Here is an 18,693-nt window from a genome sequence, read left to right on the forward strand (position 1 = left end):
AAGCGGATACGCCCATGATTAGACAAAGAACCTTGAAAACGAGTGTCCAGGCCACTGGTGTCGGCCTGCATTCGGGCCGGAAAGTCACAATGACGTTCCGTCCGGCGCCTGTTAACACAGGGATCGTTTACTTGCGTACCGATCTGAATCCTGTGGTAGAGCTGCCAGCCAATGCCGATCAGGTGCGTGATACCGTGCTTTGTACCGCTCTGGTGAACGAAGCCGGTGTCCGTGTCTCTACCATTGAGCACCTCTCTGCCGCACTGGCCGGGATGGGCATCGACAATCTCTATGTCGAGGTTGATGCGCCCGAGATCCCGGTGATGGACGGCAGTGCGCACCCCTTTATCTACCTGCTGCAAGAAGTTGGTATCCGTGAACAGAATGCGCCCAAGCAGTTTGTGCGGATCAAGCAGAGCATCCGGGTTGAAGACGGCGACAAGTGGGCGGAATTCCACCCCTATCGCAACGGCTTCAAGATGGATCTCGAGATCGACTTCCAGCATCCGGTATTTGAAGGACGCAATCAGCGTTGCGTGCTGGACTTCTCCGGTGCCTCTTTCGTGAAAGAGATCAGCCGTGCCCGTACCTTCGGCTTCATGCGTGACATCGAGTACCTGCGTTCCCAGAACCTGGCGCTGGGCGGCAGCCTGGAAAACGCCGTGGTGCTGGATGACTACCGGGTACTGAACGAAGATGGTCTGCGCTACGAAGACGAATTCGTCAAACACAAGATGCTGGATGCGATTGGCGATCTGTACATGTGCAATCGCAGCATCATTGGCGAATTCCGTGCCTACAAGACCGGCCATGCCCTGAACAACAAACTGCTGCGTGCCTTGCTGGCCAAGCAGGAGGCCTGGGAACTGGTGACCTTCGAGGGTGAGGGCGACAAAGCGCCTATCGCTTACTACGATAACGGTCTGGTTCTGGCCTGATAGCCGTGCAACGGAACGTCGGTCCTCTCTCCGCACCGACGTTCCGTCATTTGTTTACTCCATTCTGTAATACCGATTATCTCCCGGTTTTATTTTCCGTGTCGGCCCATGGCCACACCTGACCGAGCAGACTGATTTCTATGAGCATTACCCTGATCCTCCACGGTAAGCAGCGACGCAGGTTGCACTTGCCCAAACAACGTCTGGCCTGGGTCGGCGGTATCCTCTTCACTGTATTGGCCCTGGGGGGCGGCTGGCTCTGGCAGAGCTGGCAGCAAAAGATGGACGCGCTGGAAGTGGCGCTGGCCATGGCCGAACAGCAAAAATCCACGCAAGGGGCTGACGAAGCCCGCGAACAGCTTGCCATGCTGGCCGCCCAGGTGGGCACCATGCAGGGGCAGCTGGGTCGACTCAATGCACTCGGAGAGCGGCTGACCGAAAAAGCCGACCTCGACCCCGAGGAGTTCAATTTCAAGGAGCTGCCCCCCATGGGCGGTCCCTCCTATGATGCGGATCTGGAAGTCAGTCTCAACGAGCTGCAGGACTCCATGAAGCATCTCAGCCAACAGCTCAGTAGTCGTGAAGAGCAGCTGTCGGTACTTGAATCTTTCATCATGAATCACCATATAACCGATGCCGGTTTCATCTCCGGAACACCGGTCAAGCAGGAGCGGGTTTGGGTCTCCTCTGGCTTCGGTGGCCGGGTCGATCCGTTCAATGGTCGTGCCAAGATGCACAAAGGGGTGGATTTCCGTGGCAAGCCCGGCACCCCCATCCTGGCAACGGGCCCAGGCGTTGTAAGCTGGGCGGGCCGTCATCCGGAATTTGGCAACATGGTGGAGATCAACCACGGCAATGGTCTGGTGACCCGCTATGCCCACAACTCCAAGTTGCTGGTCGAAGTGGGCACCTTGGTCGATGAGGGCCAGAAAATTGCCTTGATGGGACGCACCGGTCGCGCGACCGGGGTCCATTTGCATTACGAAGTGTTGAAAGATGGTCGTCAGGTGGACCCCGCGCGTTTTCTCAATGCCAGACGGGGTTAGGTTTTTTTCTCCAGGTTCCAGTGACGGAACGCTTATATAACCAGAAATAGTTGGTACCCATGATTAGCACACTGCTTACCAAGATTATCGGCAGCCGGAACGACAGAACGCTCAAGGCTTTGCGTAAAATTGTAAAACAGATCAACGCGATGGAGCCGCAGTTCGAAGCTCTGTCCGATGCACAGCTGCAGGCCAAGACGGCCGAGTATCGTCAGCGTCTGGAGCAGGGTGAGACGCTGGAGCAGCTGCTGCCGGAGGCCTTTGCCACCGTGCGTGAAGCCTCCCGTCGGGTGTTCGGCATGCGTCATTTCGACGTGCAGCTGATCGGCGGCATGGTGCTGAACTCCAACCGTATCGCCGAAATGAAAACGGGTGAAGGTAAAACCCTCACCGCCACCCTGCCGGCCTACCTGAATGCCCTGAGCGGCCGCGGTGTGCACGTGGTGACGGTGAACGACTATCTGGCCAAGCGTGACGCCGAGGCGAACCGCCCGCTGTTTGCCTTCCTCGGCATGACGGTCGACTGCAACGTGCCTGGCATGGATGCGTCCCAGAAGCGCGACGCCTACGCTGCCGACATCACCTACGGTACCAACAACGAATTCGGTTTCGACTACCTGCGCGACAACATGGCGTTCTCGCCCGAGCAGCGCGTGCAGCGTCCGCTCAACTACGCGCTGGTGGATGAGGTGGACTCGGTGCTCATCGATGAAGCCCGTACCCCGCTCATCATCTCCGGCCCGGCCGAAGACAGCTCCGAGCTCTATATCCGCGTCAACAAGCTGATCCCGCTGCTGGTGAAGCAGGACAAAGAAGACTCTGAAGAGTACACCGGCGACGGCCACTACACGGTGGACGAGAAGAACCGTCAGGCGCTGCTGACCGAAAACGGCCAGATCTTCGTGGAAGAGCTGCTCAAGAAAGAGGGGCTGCTGGCCGAAGACGACTCCCTGTTCTCCGCCACCAACATCAGCCTGCTGCACCACGTCAACGCCGGCCTGCGTGCGCACACCCTGTTTGAACGCAACGTCGACTACATAGTCCAGAAGGACGAGATCGTCATCGTCGACGAGCACACCGGCCGTACCATGCCGGGTCGTCGCTGGTCCGACGGTCTGCACCAGGCGGTCGAGGCGAAGGAAGGGGTCAAGATCCAGAACGAGAACCAGACGCTGGCCTCCATCACCTTCCAGAACTACTTCCGTCTGTACGACAAGCTGGCGGGCATGACGGGTACTGCCGATACCGAAGCCTTTGAATTCCAGCAGATTTATGGCCTGGATACCGTGGTTATCCCGACCAACAAGCCGATGGTGCGCAAGGACATGGGCGATCTGGTCTACCTGACCGCCAACGAGAAGTATGCCGCCATCATCGAAGACATCCGTGGTTGCGTCGAACGCGGCCAGCCGGTGCTGGTCGGTACCGTCTCCATCGAGAACTCCGAGCTGCTCTCCGGCATCCTGACCAAGGAGAAGATCCCGCACAAGGTGTTGAACGCCAAGTTCCACGCCATGGAGGCGGAGATCGTTGCCCAGGCTGGCCAGACCGGCGCCGTCACCATCGCCACCAACATGGCCGGTCGTGGTACCGACATAGTGCTGGGTGGCAACTGGCAAGCGGAAATCGCCCAGCTGGAGAACCCGACCGAAGAGCAGATCGCCGAACTGAAGGCCGCCTGGCAGGTGCGCCACGATGCGGTGCTGGCCGCCGGCGGTCTGCACATTATCGGTACCGAGCGTCACGAATCCCGTCGTATCGACAACCAGCTGCGCGGCCGTTCCGGTCGTCAGGGTGACCCGGGCTCCTCTCGCTTCTACCTCTCCATGGAAGATACCTTGATGCGGATCTTCGCCTCCGATCGCGTGACCGGCATGATGAAGAAGCTGGGCATGGAAGAGGGCGAAGCCATCGAGCACCCCTGGGTGACCAAGGCCATCGAGAACGCCCAGCGCAAGGTGGAAGGTCGCAACTTCGACATCCGCAAGAGCCTGCTGGAATTTGACGACGTGGCCAACGACCAGCGCAAGGTGGTCTATGAGCAGCGCAACGAGCTGCTGGACACCAGCGACATCTCCGAGACCATCCACGTCATCCGTGACGACGTCTACGGCGCCATCATCGACGAGTACATCCCGCCCCAGTCTCTGGAAGAGATGTGGGACGTGCCGGGTCTGGAAGCCCGCCTGAAGTCCGACTTCGCGCTGGATCTGCCGCTGCAGCAGTGGCTGGCGGAAGACGACAAGCTGTATGAAGAGAAGCTGCGCGAGCGCATCCTGGATGAAGCCACCAAGCTCTATACCCACAAGGAAGAGCTGGTTGGTAAAGAGGTGCTGCGCAACTTCGAGAAGGCGGTCATGCTGCAGACCCTGGACGGCCTGTGGAAAGAGCATCTGGCGGCCATGGATCACCTGCGTCAGGGCATCCATCTGCGCGGTTACGCCCAGAAGAACCCCAAGCAGGAGTACAAGCGCGAGTCCTTCGATCTGTTCACCCAGATGCTGGAGACCCTCAAGCGCGACGTGGTCAGCATCCTGAGCCGGGTACAGGTGCAGGAGCGCGACGTGGAGGCGATGGAAGAGCAGCAGCGCCAGCAGGCCGAAGCCGCTCCCCGTACCTACACCCACGCGACGGCCGACAACCAGCTGGCCGATGAAGAGCAGGCCGAAGCGGGCCCGGTCACCTTCGTGCGGGACGAGCAGAAGGTGGGGCGCAACGATCCCTGCCCCTGTGGCTCCGGCAAGAAATACAAGCACTGCCACGGTCAGTTGACCTGATAGCGCCATGACCATGATGCACCGCCTCCGGGCGGTGCATTCATTTCTGGCAAGGGAGGAGAAGCGTAATGAGCAAGATGCCGACGGGCTGGGATGCCGCGGCCCACACCAGCTGGCTGGCTGGCCAGCGTCAGGGTGCCATCCAGCAACTGCTGGCGAGACTCAATGCCAACGCGGTCAAGCCGGTGGCTCTGCAGCTGCAGTTTGCCTATTACCTCTTTTTGTGCGGTGACCCGGCGTCGGCGGCCCAGGTACTGGAGATGGCTCACAAGGCCGAACCTGGCAACGACGAGGTGCTGCGCAACCTCTGCTCTTGTCTGTCACGGTCCGGTCAATACGAACAGGCGGTGGCGCGGCTGCAGATCCTGTTGCAGCGTCTCCCCGACGACTTCCATGCGCTGGATGCTCTCTGCGCCTCGCTGGCCAAGCTGGAGCGCCACGCCGAGGCTGCCGTGGCGGGAACCCGCTCGCTGGAGCTAAAGGCTCGGGTGAGCGACAAGGCGCCGTCAGACTGGACTCTGCCGGCAGTCGCACCGTCGGCCTGGCTGGCGGCAGACAAACCGGATGTCATCGCCTTCTCGCTGTGGGGCAGTGCCCCTCGTTACCTGCGGGGCGCCATCGACAATGTGCTGGCGGCCGCCTATCTCTATCCGGGTTGGCGGGTGCGTTTCTACGTGGATGAGAGCGTGCCTGCCGAGCTGCTCGCTGCGCTGCGCGAACTGGGGGCCGAGCTGTTGCTGCAACCCGCCGGTCAATCTTTGGGTCGGCGCCTCTGCTGGCGTTTTCAGGTAGCCAACGATCCGCGGGTGGGACGCTTTCTGGTGCGGGATGTGGATTCGGTACCGGGTGTACGCGAGCGGCTGGCGGTACAGGAGTGGCTTGCATCGACGCGCTGGTTTCATATCATGCGCGACTGGTGGAGTCATACCGATCTGGTGCTGGCGGGTATGTGGGGTGGAGTGGCCGGTATGTTGCCGCCACTGGCGCCCCTGCTCGAAGCCTATCAGCCGGACGTCATGGAGACGCCGAATATCGACCAGTGGTTTTTGCGCGACCGGCTCTGGGGTTATCTCTCGCAGAGCTGTCTGGTGCATGACCGCTGCTTTACGCCGTCTGGCGCCACCCCCTGGCCGCTGCCCGCCCCGGACGGGAGCGAGCATGTGGGGCAGGATATCTTTACGGCACAAGGGGAAACACAGGCCCGCCGGCTGGCGCCCTGGATTGCCCGTTTGCCATGTTTACGCTGAGGACAATGATGGAACAGAAGAAACGGATCTGGGTGGCGGTTGGCGTCATCGAGAACGAACGGGGCGATATCTTCATCGCCAGACGCTCCGCCGATCGTCATCAGGGGGATCGCTGGGAATTCCCTGGCGGCAAGGTGGAGGCCGGAGAGGATCTGCTCACCGCGCTGGACAGGGAGCTGTGGGAAGAGATCGGGATCCGGGTGCAGGATTGCGCTCCCTTCATGGAGCTGCATCACGACTACCCGGACAAGCAGGTACTGCTGGATATCTGGAAGGTGACCCGCTTCAGTGGCGAGCCGTTTGGCAAGGAGGGGCAGGAGTGTCGCTGGGTGCCGCTGGCCTCGCTGCACGAGTACCACTTTCCCGACGCCAATGGCCCGATCGTGACGCGCCTGCAGGCATCGCTGGCCGCACAGGGCTGATGTGAGCCGCAGTGCATACCAAAATAAAAAGGGCCGTATCGGCCCTTTTTGCTTGCTGGCTTACTGCCACTGCTCCCCTTCTTCGGGGTAGGGCAGCAGCTCGGGATCCACTTCACCCGGGATGCACTTCTGCTCGTCGGCCCACTCGCCGAGATCGATCAGCTGGCAGCGCTTGCTGCAGAACGGGCGAAACGGGCTCTGCGGGCCCCATTTCAGCTCGGTCTGGCAGGTCGGGCACTTTACCTTGGTCACCATGGATGCTCCTTAGCAGCAGGCCAGCTGGAAGGGCACGTCACCGATCTGCTGCTCCGCGGTTGGCAAAAAGCGCAGGGCGAACCGGTTCTTGTGGCCGCTCAGGGTCGGGTAGCACTGCTGGGTGCTGCTCAGGCGAATGCGGATCAGCTCGGCACTCTCGGCGGTATCCTGGAAGAAGCCGTTGACGGCCACCTGTTCGCTGAAGTTGCCGGATTCACGCCACAGGCGCAGCAGCAGGGAGATGGCGTTCATCAACAGGTTGATGTCGCTCAGCCACAGCTGCATCTGCTGATGGCGCGTGATGGCCGGGGTGGCCAGCCAGTGGTGCAGTTGCGGCACGTCGAAGGCACAGAGCCCGCCCGGGATGGAGAAGCGCTGGCGGATGGAGCCAAGCAGCCGGTCCTCTTTCAGGCGGGCACCGGGACGCGGTGCACTCAGCAGGTTGCGGGAGAGCTGGGTGCTCTCCTGCTGCATCAGGTTGATCTGCTCAAGGTCGACGTCTGGCAGACTGGCCCAGTGGCTCAGGCGCTGGCTGAGGCGCTCCAGATCCTTGATGAGATCGGCGCGCAGGTCACCGCGCTCCAGCAACTCCTGCAGGTCGAACAGGCCCTTGAAAAAGGCGATGTGTGCCCAGGGCTGGTCGCTCTCCAGATTGTCGCGGATCTGGGAAAACAGGGACTCCAGACGAAGATAGGTCCGGCTTTTTTCATTGAGGGGAAAATCGTAAATCATGCCTAATCCTGGCCAGCCATAAACCGGCCTAGTGTACTCACAGTTGGCGGGCTTGTTGAGAGGCAAATGCCAGATATGTCTCGTGCAGCGCGAAAATTCGGCTCTTTATTGCCTCGGGCGTGCCGTTCCGGTTGTCCAGCACATCGTCGGCTGCCGCCAGCCGCTCGGTCCGGCTCGCCTGGGCGGCCAGGATGGCCTCAGCCTGCTCCCGGCTCACGCCGTCCCGGCGACAGGTACGCTCAATCTGGGTCGCTTCGTCCACGTCGATCACCAGTACCCGGTTGGCCAGTGCGGTGAGCCGGTTTTCCACTAGCAGGGGCACCACCAGCAGGCAATAGGGGGAGCGCGCGGCCGCGCACTGGCGCTGCATCTCGCTGCGAATGAGGGGATGGAGCAGGGCGTTGAGCCAGCCCTTGGCCTGCGGGTTAGTGAAGACCCGCTCACGCAGCTGGCGGCGATCGAGCCGGCCATCGGGGGCGATGACGTTTGCGCCAAAATGGGCGGCGATGGCGGCCAGGGCTGGGGTGCCGGGTTCCACTACCTCGCGGGCGATGATGTCCGCATCCACTACTTCGATGCCCAGCTCGGCAAACTGATTGGCAACCGTGGTCTTGCCGCTGCCAATCCCGCCGGTAATTGCGACTACATACATGGGTCAGTGCTGCCTTTGATCAGAGAAACGTCGTGAGGTACCAGCGGGTGATGGTATCGCCCCACAGCAACGCGATCCAGCCGGCGATCGCCAGGTAGGGGCCGAAGGGGATGGGTTTGTTCTGATGGTGGTTGCGCAGCAGGATGAGACTGATCCCTATGATGGCGCCGACCAGGGAAGAGAGCAGTAACACGATGGGCAGGGCCTGCCAGCCCAGCCAGGCCCCCAGCGCCGCCAGCAGCTTGAAGTCGCCGTAGCCCATCCCTTCCTTGCCGGTCAGCAGCTTGAAGGCCCAGTAGAGGCTCCAGAGCACCAGATAGCCCGCCATGGCACCGATCACCGCATCGGCCAGCGGAACGAATCCCCCTGCCAGATTGAACAGCAGGCCACCCCACAGCAGTGGCAGGGTCAGCTGATCCGGCAGCAGCATCTTGTCCAGATCGATGAAAGTGAGCGCCACCAGCACCCAGGTGAGCAGCAGGGCGGCCAGCAAGCCCCAGCCCGGTGGAAATGTTGCGGCGACGACCAGCGAGAGCAGGGCGGTCAACAGCTCCACCAGCGGATAACGGGGCGAGATGGGGGCCTGACATTCACGGCAGCGACCTTTGAGCCAGAGCCAGCTGAGCAGGGGGATATTCTCCATGGCCGTGATGGCGTGGCCGCAATGGGGGCAGGCAGAACGCGGCACCATCAGGTTGTAGCGTTCTTCCTGCTGCAGTTGTGTCTCTGGGTTGAAATAGCTGAGGTATTCGGCCTGCCACTCCCGTTCCAGCATGATGGGCAGGCGATGGATCACCACGTTGAGAAAACTGCCGATCATCAGAGAGAAGAGGAATACCAGCGAAAAATAGAGCCAGGGCAGGCTGTGAAAAACGTCAGTGATCAGCAACATCGGGTTCCGGATTGGTTGGGGGTCAGTGGATGACCGACCCCAGTTTGAAGATGGGCAGGTACATGGCGACCACCATGCCGCCGACCAGTACCCCCAGCACCACCATGATGAGAGGTTCCAGCAGGCTGGTGAGGCCGTCGACCAGATCGTCCACCTCCTGTTCGAAGATGGTGGCGACCTTGGAGAGCATATCATCGATGGCGCCTGACTCCTCGCCAATCATCACCATCTGGATCACCATGTCGGGGAACAGATCAACAGTGCGCATGGCCACGTTGATCTGCATGCCGGCCACCACCTCGTTGCGAATCGCCATGACGGCGGTGCGATAGACATAGTTGCCGGAGGCGCCTGCGGCGGAGATCAGGGCATCCACCAGCGGGATACCGGCAGAAAAGGTGGTGGAGAGGGTGCGGGCGAAGCGGGCCATGGCGGCCTTGTGCAATATCATGCCGACCACCGGGATGGTCAGAATGAACTTGTCGGTGTTGTCTCTGACTTTCTGCGAGGCGCGCCAGGTTCGCACGTAGAGGAAGATGGCAAGTGCAACCCCGCCAAAGATCATATACCACCAGTTCTGCATGAAGCGGGAGATGCCGATGACGAACTGGGTAAAGGCGGGCAGCTCGGCGCCGAAACTCTTGAAGATGTCCTCAAACTGCGGAATGACAAACAGCAACAGAATGGAGGTGACGACAATGGCGACCAGGATGACCATGGTGGGGTAGAACATGGCCTTCTTGATCTTGGATTTGAGCGCTTCGGACTTTTCGCGATAAGTCGCGATGCGGTCGTAGATGGTCTCCAGGGCGCCGGACTGCTCGCCCGCCTCGACCAGGTCGCAATAGAGATCATCGAAGTGGCGGGGATGGCGGCGCAGCGCCTCGGACATGGGGGTGCCGGTCTCCACATCGGCGGCTATCTGGCCCATCAGCTCGCGCATGGCCGCCTTCTCGTGGCTGCGGGCGATGATCTGCAGGCTCTGGACCAGAGGTACGCCGGCCGACAGCATGGTGGTGATCTGACGGGAGACGACGGCAATATCCATCGGCTTTATCTTGGCGCCACCCTTGGAGAAGAGCCCCTGGCTCTTCTTGCTCACCTTGGTGACGTTGACGCCCTGCTTGCGCAGCTCGGCCTTGACCGTGTTGATGCTGTCGGCCTGCAACTCGCCGGAGACCTTCTGGCCCTTGCGGTTCACCCCGCTCCAGCGAAAGGCGAAGACTTTCTTGGGGGCATTCTGTTTCTGGGTTAGCGTTGCCATCACTGCGTCCTGCAATGGGGCCCGGCTTGCTTGTCGCTAAGAGAAGCAGCCTCGGCCTGATGGAAATCGCCAGGGCCGGCGGCACCTGGATGAATCGGCTGAGCGATAGACTCTGTCAGTTGGTTGTTACCCGGTTTATCTCGGCCAGGCTGGTCACCCCCAGTCGGGCCTTCTCAAGACCGGAGGTCCGCAAGGTGCGCATGCCCTCCTTCTGGGCGATGGCCGCAATCTGCATGGAGTTGGCTCCCTGCATGATCAATTTTGCAATATTTTCTGACATCAACAGGATCTCGTAGATGCCGACCCGCCCCTTGTAGCCGCCCGAACACTCCTTGCAACCAACCGGCTTGAACAGCCGCAAGCCTGCGGCCAGTTGCTGTTGGGTGAACCCCAACTCCAGCAGTTCAGCTTCCGGCACCACCTCGGGGGCCTTGCAGTGGTCGCACAGCTTGCGTGCCAGTCGCTGAGCCATGATCAGGGTTACCGAGGAGGCGATGTTAAAGGCGGGCACCCCCATGTTCATCATCCGGGTCAGCGTCTCGGCCGCCGAGTTGGTGTGCAATGTGGAGAGCACCAGGTGGCCGGTTTGCGCCGCCTTGATGGCGATCTCGGCGGTTTCAAGATCCCGTATTTCACCAACCATCACCACGTCGGGATCCTGGCGCAGGAAGGAGCGCAGGGCACTGGCGAAGGTCAGTCCAGCCTTGGGGTTGACCTGCACCTGATTGACTCCTGGCAGGTTGATCTCCACCGGGTCTTCGGCGGTCGAAATATTCACCTCTGTGGTATTGAGGATGTTCAGGCCGGTGTAGAGCGACACCGTCTTGCCCGAGCCGGTCGGACCGGTCACCAGGATCATGCCCTGAGGCTTCGAAAGCGCACGCAGATATTGCGCCTTCTGCCGATCGTCGAAGCCGAGCTGCTCGATATTGAGGCGCGCAGCGGAAGAGTCGAGCAGACGGATAACGATCTTCTCGCCCCACATGGTAGGCAGGGTGTTGACCCGCATGTCCATCGACTTGTTGCGCGACATTTTCAATTTGATGCGGCCATCCTGGGGTAGCCGTCGTTCGGCGATGTCCAGGCGCGCCATCACCTTGAGGCGGGCCGAGAAGCGGTTGGCCAGATTGACCGGCGGCGTCGCTACCTCATGCAGGATCCCGTCTATCCGAAAGCGAATACGGTACTTGGTCTCATAGGGTTCGAAGTGGAGGTCGGATGCACCGCGCTTGATGGCATCCATCATGATCTTGTTGATGTATTTGACGATGGGGGCGTCATCGTCCGCCGTGTTGACGCTCTCGTCGAGTCGTGACCCTTCGTCAGACACCTCCAGCTCGGAGATCTCGGATTCGTCGATGTCCTCCATGCCGAGGGCGTCCTGATCGCTCTCCATCAGCTTGCTGATGGCGGCGGTCAGCTTGTTCTCCTCGACCAGCAGGGCCTCGGTGTGCAGCCCGAAGCTGAAACCAAAATCCTCCAGTGCCGAGACATTGGTCGGGTCGGACATGGCGATATAGAGGGTGTGGCCCTGGGTGTAGATGGGCAGCACATGGTGTTTCTCAATCAGCTTCTGATTGAGGTACTTCTGCGGGATCTCGGCCAAGTCGAAGGCGGCAAGATCCAGCAGAGGTACCCCATATTCCAGCTCGCAGAAGTCGGCCAGCGCCTTGCTGTCGAGGATCTCGTTCTCGATCAGAAAGGTCACAAAGGGCTTGCGCTGCGCCTTGGCCTGGCTCAGATAGCGCTGTGAGTCTGACTCACTGAGCAGGGAAGAGGCGGCCAGGCTTAACGCCAGGCCGCTATTGGGGCTAGAGGTCATGTTAAATCAACAAACACCAGCAGCTTGGCAGGTTCCTGATTGCGCCCAGGTTACTTTTCCTGATGCCGCGATAGTTGGAGTTAAAATATAGGTAAAACCACCTACGGCTGCGGTTCCTGTTGCAGTGATGACGTTAGTCGTATCAGTTACCGCCACCGTTGCTACATTTCCTACCGTTGTTGCTATGTTTGCCGGTACCCCTCTGGTCGCCTGATTGCAATTCTCTGTTGCAGTCAGTGCAGTAATTGCATTGCTTTGAATACATACCTCAATAGCCGTTTTATAGGGGCCCGTCGCGGAGACCACTTCAGTGAACCGAGCTTTTTGGGTATATGTCTGATACGCCGGCAGCGCGATGGCGGCCAGGATGGCGACGATCGCGACCACGATCATCAATTCGATAAGGGTAAAGCCTGATTGTTTCTTCATTTCAAATATCCTTTTTGTCCTTGGTTCCTGGGAAGTGCCGGTGGAAAACTATCCACACGTCAGTATCTTATCCGAGCTGTCCGACTTGGCAACAGAGGTCGGGGTCTTTGTTAACAATCTTTCTGTCATTTGCGAAAAATTTGATATAAATCATGGATGAAGAGCCCCTATCGACTCTTTTTAGCTGGCGGGGATGGGTCCATCTCACACTCCTTTGCCGAGGGATCCTGCCTTAAAGAAAAGGCGCCCATGGCGCCTTTTGCAAGTCCTTCATCTTGTTATATGTCACCGGCCTGACGGGGCATGGTGAACGCCCTTCGGCTAGATAAAACGCATCGAGAGATCAAGGGCCCGCACATGTTTGGTCAGGGCACCGACCGAAATGAAGTCGACACCGGTAGCAGCATATTCGGCCAGGGTGTCCAGCGTGACGTTGCCGGACACTTCCAGCTTGGCCCGCCCCTGATTGAGAGCAACGGCCTCGCGCATCATGGGCACGTCGAAGTTGTCCAGCATTACTATGTCTGCCTGGGCTGCCAGTGCCTGTTCCAGTTCTACCAGCGATTCGACCTCGACTTCCACCGGTTTGCCCGGATTGAGCCGGCGAGCCTCGGCAATGGCCTGCGCTATGCCACCACAGGCGAGAATATGGTTCTCCTTGATGAGATAGGCGTCATAGAGGCCGATGCGGTGGTTCTTGCCGCCGCCGCAGGTGACTGCATACTTCTGGGCGCTGCGCAGGCCGGGAATGGTCTTGCGGGTGTCAAGCAGACGGCAATCTGTGCCAGCCAGCTCGGCCACGTAGCGGGCGGTGAGGGTGGCGACGCCGGAGAGGGTCTGCACGAAGTTCAGCGCATTGCGCTCGCCGGTCAGCAGGGTGCGAGCCGGGCCGTGCAGACGAAACAGCTCCTGATTGGGGGTGAGCACTTCACCATCCTGCACCAGCCACTCCACTTGCACATCGCCGCCAAGCTGGGTGAATACCTCGTCTACCCAGGGTTGGCCACAGAAGACGCCGGCTTCGCGGGTGATGACGCGGGCCGTCGAGATGCGATCCGCCGGGATCAGCTGGGCCGTGATATCGGCGCTGGCATCCGGTTGGTCCAGCGCGGTGAGGGCGTCGCCCAAATCTTCGAGTAGTGCGGCGCGCACGGCGCGACGGATGTCCTGTTGTAGCATGCCTTTATTCCTGCAAAGGTCTGAGCAGCAACTGCCGCTCCTTTTGAACCAGCTCCAGCCGGCCGAGGGCATTCATGCCTACCAGCACCTCGTCGCCAGCCGCCGCCGGGTTGATAAAGATGGCCAGATCGTACAAGGTCAATGGTCCCATCGCCAGCGTTTCGATGGAGCCGTTGCCGACCCGGATAAAGCCGGCAGCCGTATTCACCTGGCTGCTGCCGTGGGCGGTCAGGCCGAGCCGCTCGGCGACCCGTTGCGGCACTGTGATGCGCGTTGCGCCGGTATCGAGCAGCAGTTGCACCGGCTGGCCGTTGATGGCACCCTCCAGTCGATAGTGGCCGCTCTGGTCGGCCCTCAGCAGGAGTTCGCCGCTGGCGGTGACACTCGGTTGGGTGCGGGAGTGAAAGTAGAGGGTCAGCAGGCCCATCAAAGAGAGCCAGGCCAGTAGCCAGAACCAGCGCGCCGTTTGCTGCATACCTCATCCATATCGAGCCAAAGATGACCCAGCCTAACACACAATTTTCCACTGATTCAGCGGCTTGGTGACAAGATGCCGGCCCGGATCGCGCTTTTCCCCTCAACTCGTATCGAGTAGCCGATGACCCATCCTGACCTCACGTTTTCCATCGACGCCGCCGGCTGGTGCCGGGAGGCTCGCCAGGTGCCCTCTCCCCACCACAACGAGCGGGCCAGCCCGAGCGACATATCTCTGCTGGTGGTGCATGGCATCAGCCTGCCGCCAGGCGAGTTCGGCGGCCCCTTCATCGACGATCTCTTTATGGGCAGGCTGGATCCCGCGGCTCATCCCTACTTTGCCGACATTCATCAACTGCGGGTCTCGGCCCACTGCCTGATCCGGCGCGATGGTGAACTGGTGCAGTATGTGCCGTTTGGTGCCAGAGCCTGGCATGCCGGGGTCTCGAGCTGGCAGGGGAGGGAGGCGTGCAACGACTTCTCCATCGGCATCGAGCTGGAAGGGACCGACGAACTGCCCTACACGGACGCACAGTATGAGGTATTGGTTGGGCTCAGCCGAACCTTGTCGAGTCATTATCCCGCCATCACGGCGGATCGCATCGTCGGCCATTGCGACATAGCGCCGGGGCGCAAGACGGATCCGGGTGAGAGTTTCGAATGGCAGCGATATCGCCAGGAACTCAACTTTAAGTAAATATTCTAAAAATAAGTTTGTGTTTTTAAAACAATGGCTTGCCTCTATGGCAGGCCATTTTTATTCGCTGTTGATCAAATGTTGCCTGTGAGCCACGTCAAAAATATTGGTCTGACCAATTTCTATGAGGCAAATCATAAATCCCTCTATTTACCCCTTAAGTGGCAAGGTTGATTCTTGATTCAGATCATCTTTTGGGTGGACTTTTCCCATGCCCTCTGCTAATTTTCGCCCCATTCATGAAATTGGTAATACCAATTTAACAAAGCAGCCTCATGCCCTATCTCAAGATTACTCAACCCAAGTTGGCCGACGCCATTGTCGCCGAGCTGGAACAGATGATTCTGGAAGGCAGTTTGCAGCCGGGCCAGAAGTTGCCGCCTGAGCGGGAACTGGCCATCCAGTTTCAGGTTTCGCGCCCTTCGCTGCGCGAAGCCATCCAGCGCCTCGAGGCAAGAGGACTCTTGTATCGTCGTCAGGGCGGCGGCACTTACGTACAGAATGCCTTGAGCAAAGGGATCGCCGATCCCCTGTTCGAGCTGCTCAGCACCCACCCGGAAGCCCAGTACGACCTGCTGGAGTTTCGCCATGCGCTGGAAGGCATCTGTGCCTACTATGCTGCATTGCGGGGAACGGAAGCCGATTTCGAGCGGATCCGTCAGGTGCAGTCCGCCATCGAGGAGGCTGGCCAGCAAGGCTCGCTGGTAGCCGAATCCGCTGCCGTCACCCAGTTCTATCTGGCGGTGGCCGAGGCGTCCCACAACGTGGTGCTGCTGCATCTGCTGCGGGCCATGGGCCCCATGCTTGAGCAGAACATTTTACGCAATAACGAAATTCTGAATCGCCGTCCGGGAGTGGTCGCCAAGATCCGTCGCCATCGCGCGCATCTGATCGAGGCTATCCTGTCGGGGGCTCCGGAGCGGGCCAGGGCAGCTTGTCATGAGCACCTGGCCTTTATCGAGGACACCTTGTTGGATATGCAGAGGGAAGACAGCCGGATCCAGCGATCCATGCGTCGGATCCGTCAGCAGGAAAACTAATCCCACAAGGCTTTATTGTCGAATGCTTGCGCCCTTCGCCGTGCAATGCCGTGCAATCACAACATAATAGGAACCAGCCATGTCTGATATCCTGAAGAACGATGTGGACCCGATAGAAACGCTGGAGTGGCTTGCCTCTCTGGAATCCCTGCTGCGTGAAGAGGGTCCGCAACGCGCTCAGTTCATCCTTGAACAGTTGGCCGAGAAAGCCCGCGCAAGCGGTGTGGACGTGGCTGCCAAGGCAAATCGCGACTACATCAACACCATCCAGTCCAGCGACGAGCCGGCTTACCCGGGCGACCTGGAGATGGAGCGCCGCATTCGCGCCATCATCCGCTGGAACGCCATGATGATCGTGTTGCGCGCCTCCAAGAAAGACCTGGACCTGGGTGGTCACATGTCTTCCTTCGCCTCTTCCGCGACCATCTACGAAGTCTGCTACAACCACTTCTTCCGTGCCCGCAACGAGAAGGACGGTGGCGACCTGGTTTACTTCCAGGGTCACATCTCCCCGGGCATCTACGCCCGTGCATTTGCAGAAGGTCGCCTGACCGAAGAGCAGCTGGACAACTTCCGTCAGGAAGTGGATGGCAAGGGTATCCCTTCCTACCCGCACCCGAAACTGATGCCGGAATTCTGGCAGTTCCCGACCGTCTCCATGGGTCTGGGCCCCATCGCCGCCATCTATCAGGCCCGCTTCCTGAAGTACCTGACCGACCGTGGCATCAAGGATTGCTCCGAGCAGACCGTTTACGCCTTCCTGGGTGACGGTGAGATGGACGAGCCGGAAGCCAAGGGCGCCCTGACCGTTGCCGTGCGTGAAAAGCTCGACAACCTGGTGTTCGTGGTCAACTGCAACCTGCAGCGTCTGGATGGCCCGGTTGTCGGCAACGGCAAAGTCATCAACGAGCTGGAAGGCCTGTTCGCCGGCGCCGGCTGGGACGTCACCAAGGTTATCTGGGGTCGCAAGTGGGATGAGCTGCTGAAGAAAGACACTTCCGGCAAGCTGATCCAGCTGATGAACGAGACCGTGGATGGTGACTACCAGACCATGAAGTCCCGCGATGGCGGCTACGTGCGTGAGCACTTCTTCAACCGTTACCCGGAAACCGCCGCGCTGGTCAAAGACATGACTGACGAGGAGATCTTCGCCCTGAACCGCGGTGGTCACGATCCTCGCAAACTGTTTGCCGCCTTCTCCAAGGCTGCACAGACCAAGGGCAAGCCGACCGTGATCCTGGCCAAGACCATCAAGGGCTATGGCATGGGCGAAGCGGCCGAAGGCAAGAACATCGCTCACCAGGTCAAGAAGATGGATCTGGGCTCAGTGCGTCACCTGCGCGATCGTTTCAACCTGCCGGTGACCGACGAGCAACTGGAAAACCTGCCGTACCTGAAGATCGAAGAGGGTACCGAAGAGCACAAGTACCTGCACGCCCGTCGTGCCGCGCTGAAGGGTTATGTTCCGACCCGTCTGCGCGAGAGCACCACCAAGCTGGAAATCCCGGCGCTGGATGCCTTCGGTCCGCTGCTGGGTGAACAGGCGCGCGAAATCTCCACCACCATGGCGTTCGTGCGTTCCCTGAACGTGATGCTGAAAGACAAGTCCATCGGCAAGCGCATCGTGCCGATCCTGGCTGACGAAGCCCGTACCTTCGGTATGGAAGGCCTGTTCCGCCAGATCGGTATCTACAGCCCGCACGGTCAGCAGTACACCCCGCAAGACCGCGACATCGTCTCCTACTACAAGGAAGACAAGCAGGGTCAGGTTCTGCAAGACGGTATCAACGAGCTGGGCGCCATGTCCTCCTGGCTGGCTGCTGCGACCTCTTACAGCACCAACGACTGCCCGATGATCCCGTTCTACATCTACTACTCCATGTTCGGCTTCCAGCGGATCGGCGACATGGCGTGGGCAGCCGGTGACCAGCAAGCCCGTGGCTTCCTGCTGGGTGCGACCTCCGGTCGTACTACCCTGAACGGCGAAGGTCTGCAGCACGAAGATGGTCACAGCCACATCCTGGCCAACACCATCCCTAACTGCGTCTCCTACGACCCGTCCTACGCCTATGAAGTAGCGGTGATCGTACAGGACGGTCTGCGTCGCATGTACGGTGAGAACCCGGAGAACGTGTTCTACTACATCACCACTCTGAACGAGAACTACGCCATGCCGGCCATGCCGGAAGGCGCCGAGGAAGGCATCCGCAAGGGTATCTACAAGCTGGAAACCGTGGCCGGCACCAAGGCCAAGGTACAGCTGCTGGGTTGTGGCTCCATCCTGGGTCACGTGCGCACCGCCGCCCAGATCCTGGCCAGCGAATACGGCATCGGTTCCGATGTGTTCAGCGTCACCTCCTTCAACGAGCTGGCTCGTGACGGTCAGGACGCGGATCGCTGGAACATGCTGCACCCGACTGCCGAGGCTCGCGTCCCCTACATCGCTCAGGTACTGGGCAGCGAAGCCACCATCGCCGCGACCGACTACATGAAGTCCTTCGCCGATCAGGTGCGTGCCTTCGTGCCGACCGAAAACTACCGCGTGCTGGGTACCGACGGTTACGGCCGTTCCGACAGCCGTGCCAACCTGCGTCGTCACTTCGAAGTGAACGAGTTCTACGTAGTGGTTGCTGCCCTGACCGAACTGGCCAAGCGCGGCGAGGTAGACAAGCAGGTTGTGGCCGAGGCCATCGCCAAGTACGGCATCGATGCCGACAAGGTCAACCCGCTGTACGCGTAAGAGGATCAAGTGCCGTGCCGGGACTCGCTGCCCGGCACGGCCTTGCAAAGGTTAACGCGAAAGACGTGTGACAGCAGTCGGTCACGC

Annotated in this window: 17 protein-coding genes; 8 read left to right on the forward strand and 9 right to left on the reverse strand. The window is 60.0% G+C overall.

Features of this window, described 5'->3' with window-relative positions; all coding sequences use genetic code 11:
* Positions 1-14 precede the first annotated feature (14 nt).
* From lpxC to mutT, 5 genes are all read left to right on the forward strand, one after another.
* A complete protein-coding gene (gene lpxC / locus PG897_RS04055; RefSeq protein ID WP_011707578.1) occupies positions 15-938 on the forward strand; it encodes a UDP-3-O-acyl-N-acetylglucosamine deacetylase in 924 nt (307 codons plus the stop codon).
* Between the two features lie 140 nt (positions 939-1,078).
* On the forward strand, positions 1,079-1,984 hold the full coding sequence (locus tag PG897_RS04060) for a M23 family metallopeptidase (RefSeq protein WP_005305673.1): 906 nt from the start codon (positions 1,079-1,081) through the stop codon (positions 1,982-1,984).
* 59 nt (positions 1,985-2,043) lie between these two features.
* Positions 2,044-4,761, forward strand: a complete 2,718-nt coding sequence (gene secA, locus PG897_RS04065; protein WP_201879848.1) for a preprotein translocase subunit SecA — start codon at positions 2,044-2,046, stop codon at positions 4,759-4,761.
* Between the two features lie 68 nt (positions 4,762-4,829).
* Positions 4,830-6,008, forward strand: coding sequence for a tetratricopeptide repeat protein (locus tag PG897_RS04070; RefSeq protein ID WP_201883625.1), 1,179 nt, complete (start codon positions 4,830-4,832; stop codon positions 6,006-6,008).
* Between the two features lie 8 nt (positions 6,009-6,016).
* A complete protein-coding gene (gene mutT / locus PG897_RS04075; protein ID WP_005305665.1) occupies positions 6,017-6,430 on the forward strand; it encodes an 8-oxo-dGTP diphosphatase MutT in 414 nt (137 codons plus the stop codon).
* A 60-nt stretch (positions 6,431-6,490) separates the two neighbouring features.
* On the opposite strand, the gene yacG is transcribed toward mutT, so the two are convergent.
* The 9 genes from yacG to PG897_RS04120 all read right to left on the reverse strand — a co-directional run bounded on the left by yacG (position 6,491) and on the right by PG897_RS04120 (position 14,130).
* Positions 6,491-6,685 carry a DNA gyrase inhibitor YacG gene (yacG, locus tag PG897_RS04080; protein ID WP_201879851.1) on the reverse strand — a complete coding sequence of 65 codons (195 nt, stop codon included), beginning with the start codon at positions 6,683-6,685 and terminating at the stop codon, positions 6,491-6,493.
* Between the two features lie 9 nt (positions 6,686-6,694).
* A complete protein-coding gene (gene zapD, locus PG897_RS04085) occupies positions 6,695-7,417 on the reverse strand; it encodes a cell division protein ZapD (RefSeq protein WP_026141001.1) in 723 nt (240 codons plus the stop codon).
* 37 nt (positions 7,418-7,454) lie between these two features.
* The gene (gene coaE, locus PG897_RS04090) at positions 7,455-8,069 is read right to left on the reverse strand and encodes a dephospho-CoA kinase (protein WP_201879854.1); all 615 of its coding nucleotides are present in this window, start codon (positions 8,067-8,069) and stop codon (positions 7,455-7,457) included.
* 19 nt (positions 8,070-8,088) lie between these two features.
* The gene (locus PG897_RS04095; RefSeq protein WP_201879868.1) at positions 8,089-8,961 is read right to left on the reverse strand and encodes a prepilin peptidase; all 873 of its coding nucleotides are present in this window, start codon (positions 8,959-8,961) and stop codon (positions 8,089-8,091) included.
* 22 nt (positions 8,962-8,983) lie between these two features.
* A complete protein-coding gene (locus PG897_RS04100; protein WP_201879871.1) occupies positions 8,984-10,225 on the reverse strand; it encodes a type II secretion system F family protein in 1,242 nt (413 codons plus the stop codon).
* Between the two features lie 115 nt (positions 10,226-10,340).
* A complete protein-coding gene (gene tapB, locus PG897_RS04105) occupies positions 10,341-12,047 on the reverse strand; it encodes a PilB family type IVa pilus assembly ATPase TapB (protein ID WP_042049838.1) in 1,707 nt (568 codons plus the stop codon).
* Positions 12,048-12,053: 6 nt separating this feature from the next.
* Positions 12,054-12,476 (reverse strand): type IVa pilus major pilin TapA, encoded by a 423-nt coding sequence (gene tapA / locus PG897_RS04110; protein WP_043171616.1) that lies wholly within the window; start codon positions 12,474-12,476, stop codon positions 12,054-12,056.
* A gap of 321 nt (positions 12,477-12,797) precedes the next feature.
* Positions 12,798-13,655 carry a carboxylating nicotinate-nucleotide diphosphorylase gene (nadC, locus tag PG897_RS04115; protein WP_043171615.1) on the reverse strand — a complete coding sequence of 286 codons (858 nt, stop codon included), beginning with the start codon at positions 13,653-13,655 and terminating at the stop codon, positions 12,798-12,800.
* Positions 13,656-13,659: 4 nt separating this feature from the next.
* Positions 13,660-14,130 carry a retropepsin-like aspartic protease family protein gene (locus PG897_RS04120; RefSeq protein WP_043171614.1) on the reverse strand — a complete coding sequence of 157 codons (471 nt, stop codon included), beginning with the start codon at positions 14,128-14,130 and terminating at the stop codon, positions 13,660-13,662.
* A gap of 123 nt (positions 14,131-14,253) precedes the next feature.
* Between PG897_RS04120 and ampD the strand changes: the two genes are divergently transcribed.
* The 3 genes from ampD (at position 14,254) to aceE (ending at position 18,606) form a co-directional block, all read left to right on the forward strand.
* A complete protein-coding gene (gene ampD / locus PG897_RS04125; RefSeq protein WP_201879874.1) occupies positions 14,254-14,826 on the forward strand; it encodes a 1,6-anhydro-N-acetylmuramyl-L-alanine amidase AmpD in 573 nt (190 codons plus the stop codon).
* A 275-nt stretch (positions 14,827-15,101) separates the two neighbouring features.
* On the forward strand, positions 15,102-15,866 hold the full coding sequence (gene pdhR, locus PG897_RS04130; RefSeq protein ID WP_005305630.1) for a pyruvate dehydrogenase complex transcriptional repressor PdhR: 765 nt from the start codon (positions 15,102-15,104) through the stop codon (positions 15,864-15,866).
* Between the two features lie 79 nt (positions 15,867-15,945).
* Positions 15,946-18,606, forward strand: coding sequence for a pyruvate dehydrogenase (acetyl-transferring), homodimeric type (aceE, locus tag PG897_RS04135; RefSeq protein ID WP_270828745.1), 2,661 nt, complete (start codon positions 15,946-15,948; stop codon positions 18,604-18,606).
* Positions 18,607-18,693 lie beyond the last annotated feature (87 nt).

Origin of the sequence: Aeromonas sp. QDB20 (genome assembly GCF_027707805.1) — a bacterium.
Taxonomy (GTDB): Bacteria; Pseudomonadota; Gammaproteobacteria; order Enterobacterales; family Aeromonadaceae; genus Aeromonas; species Aeromonas dhakensis.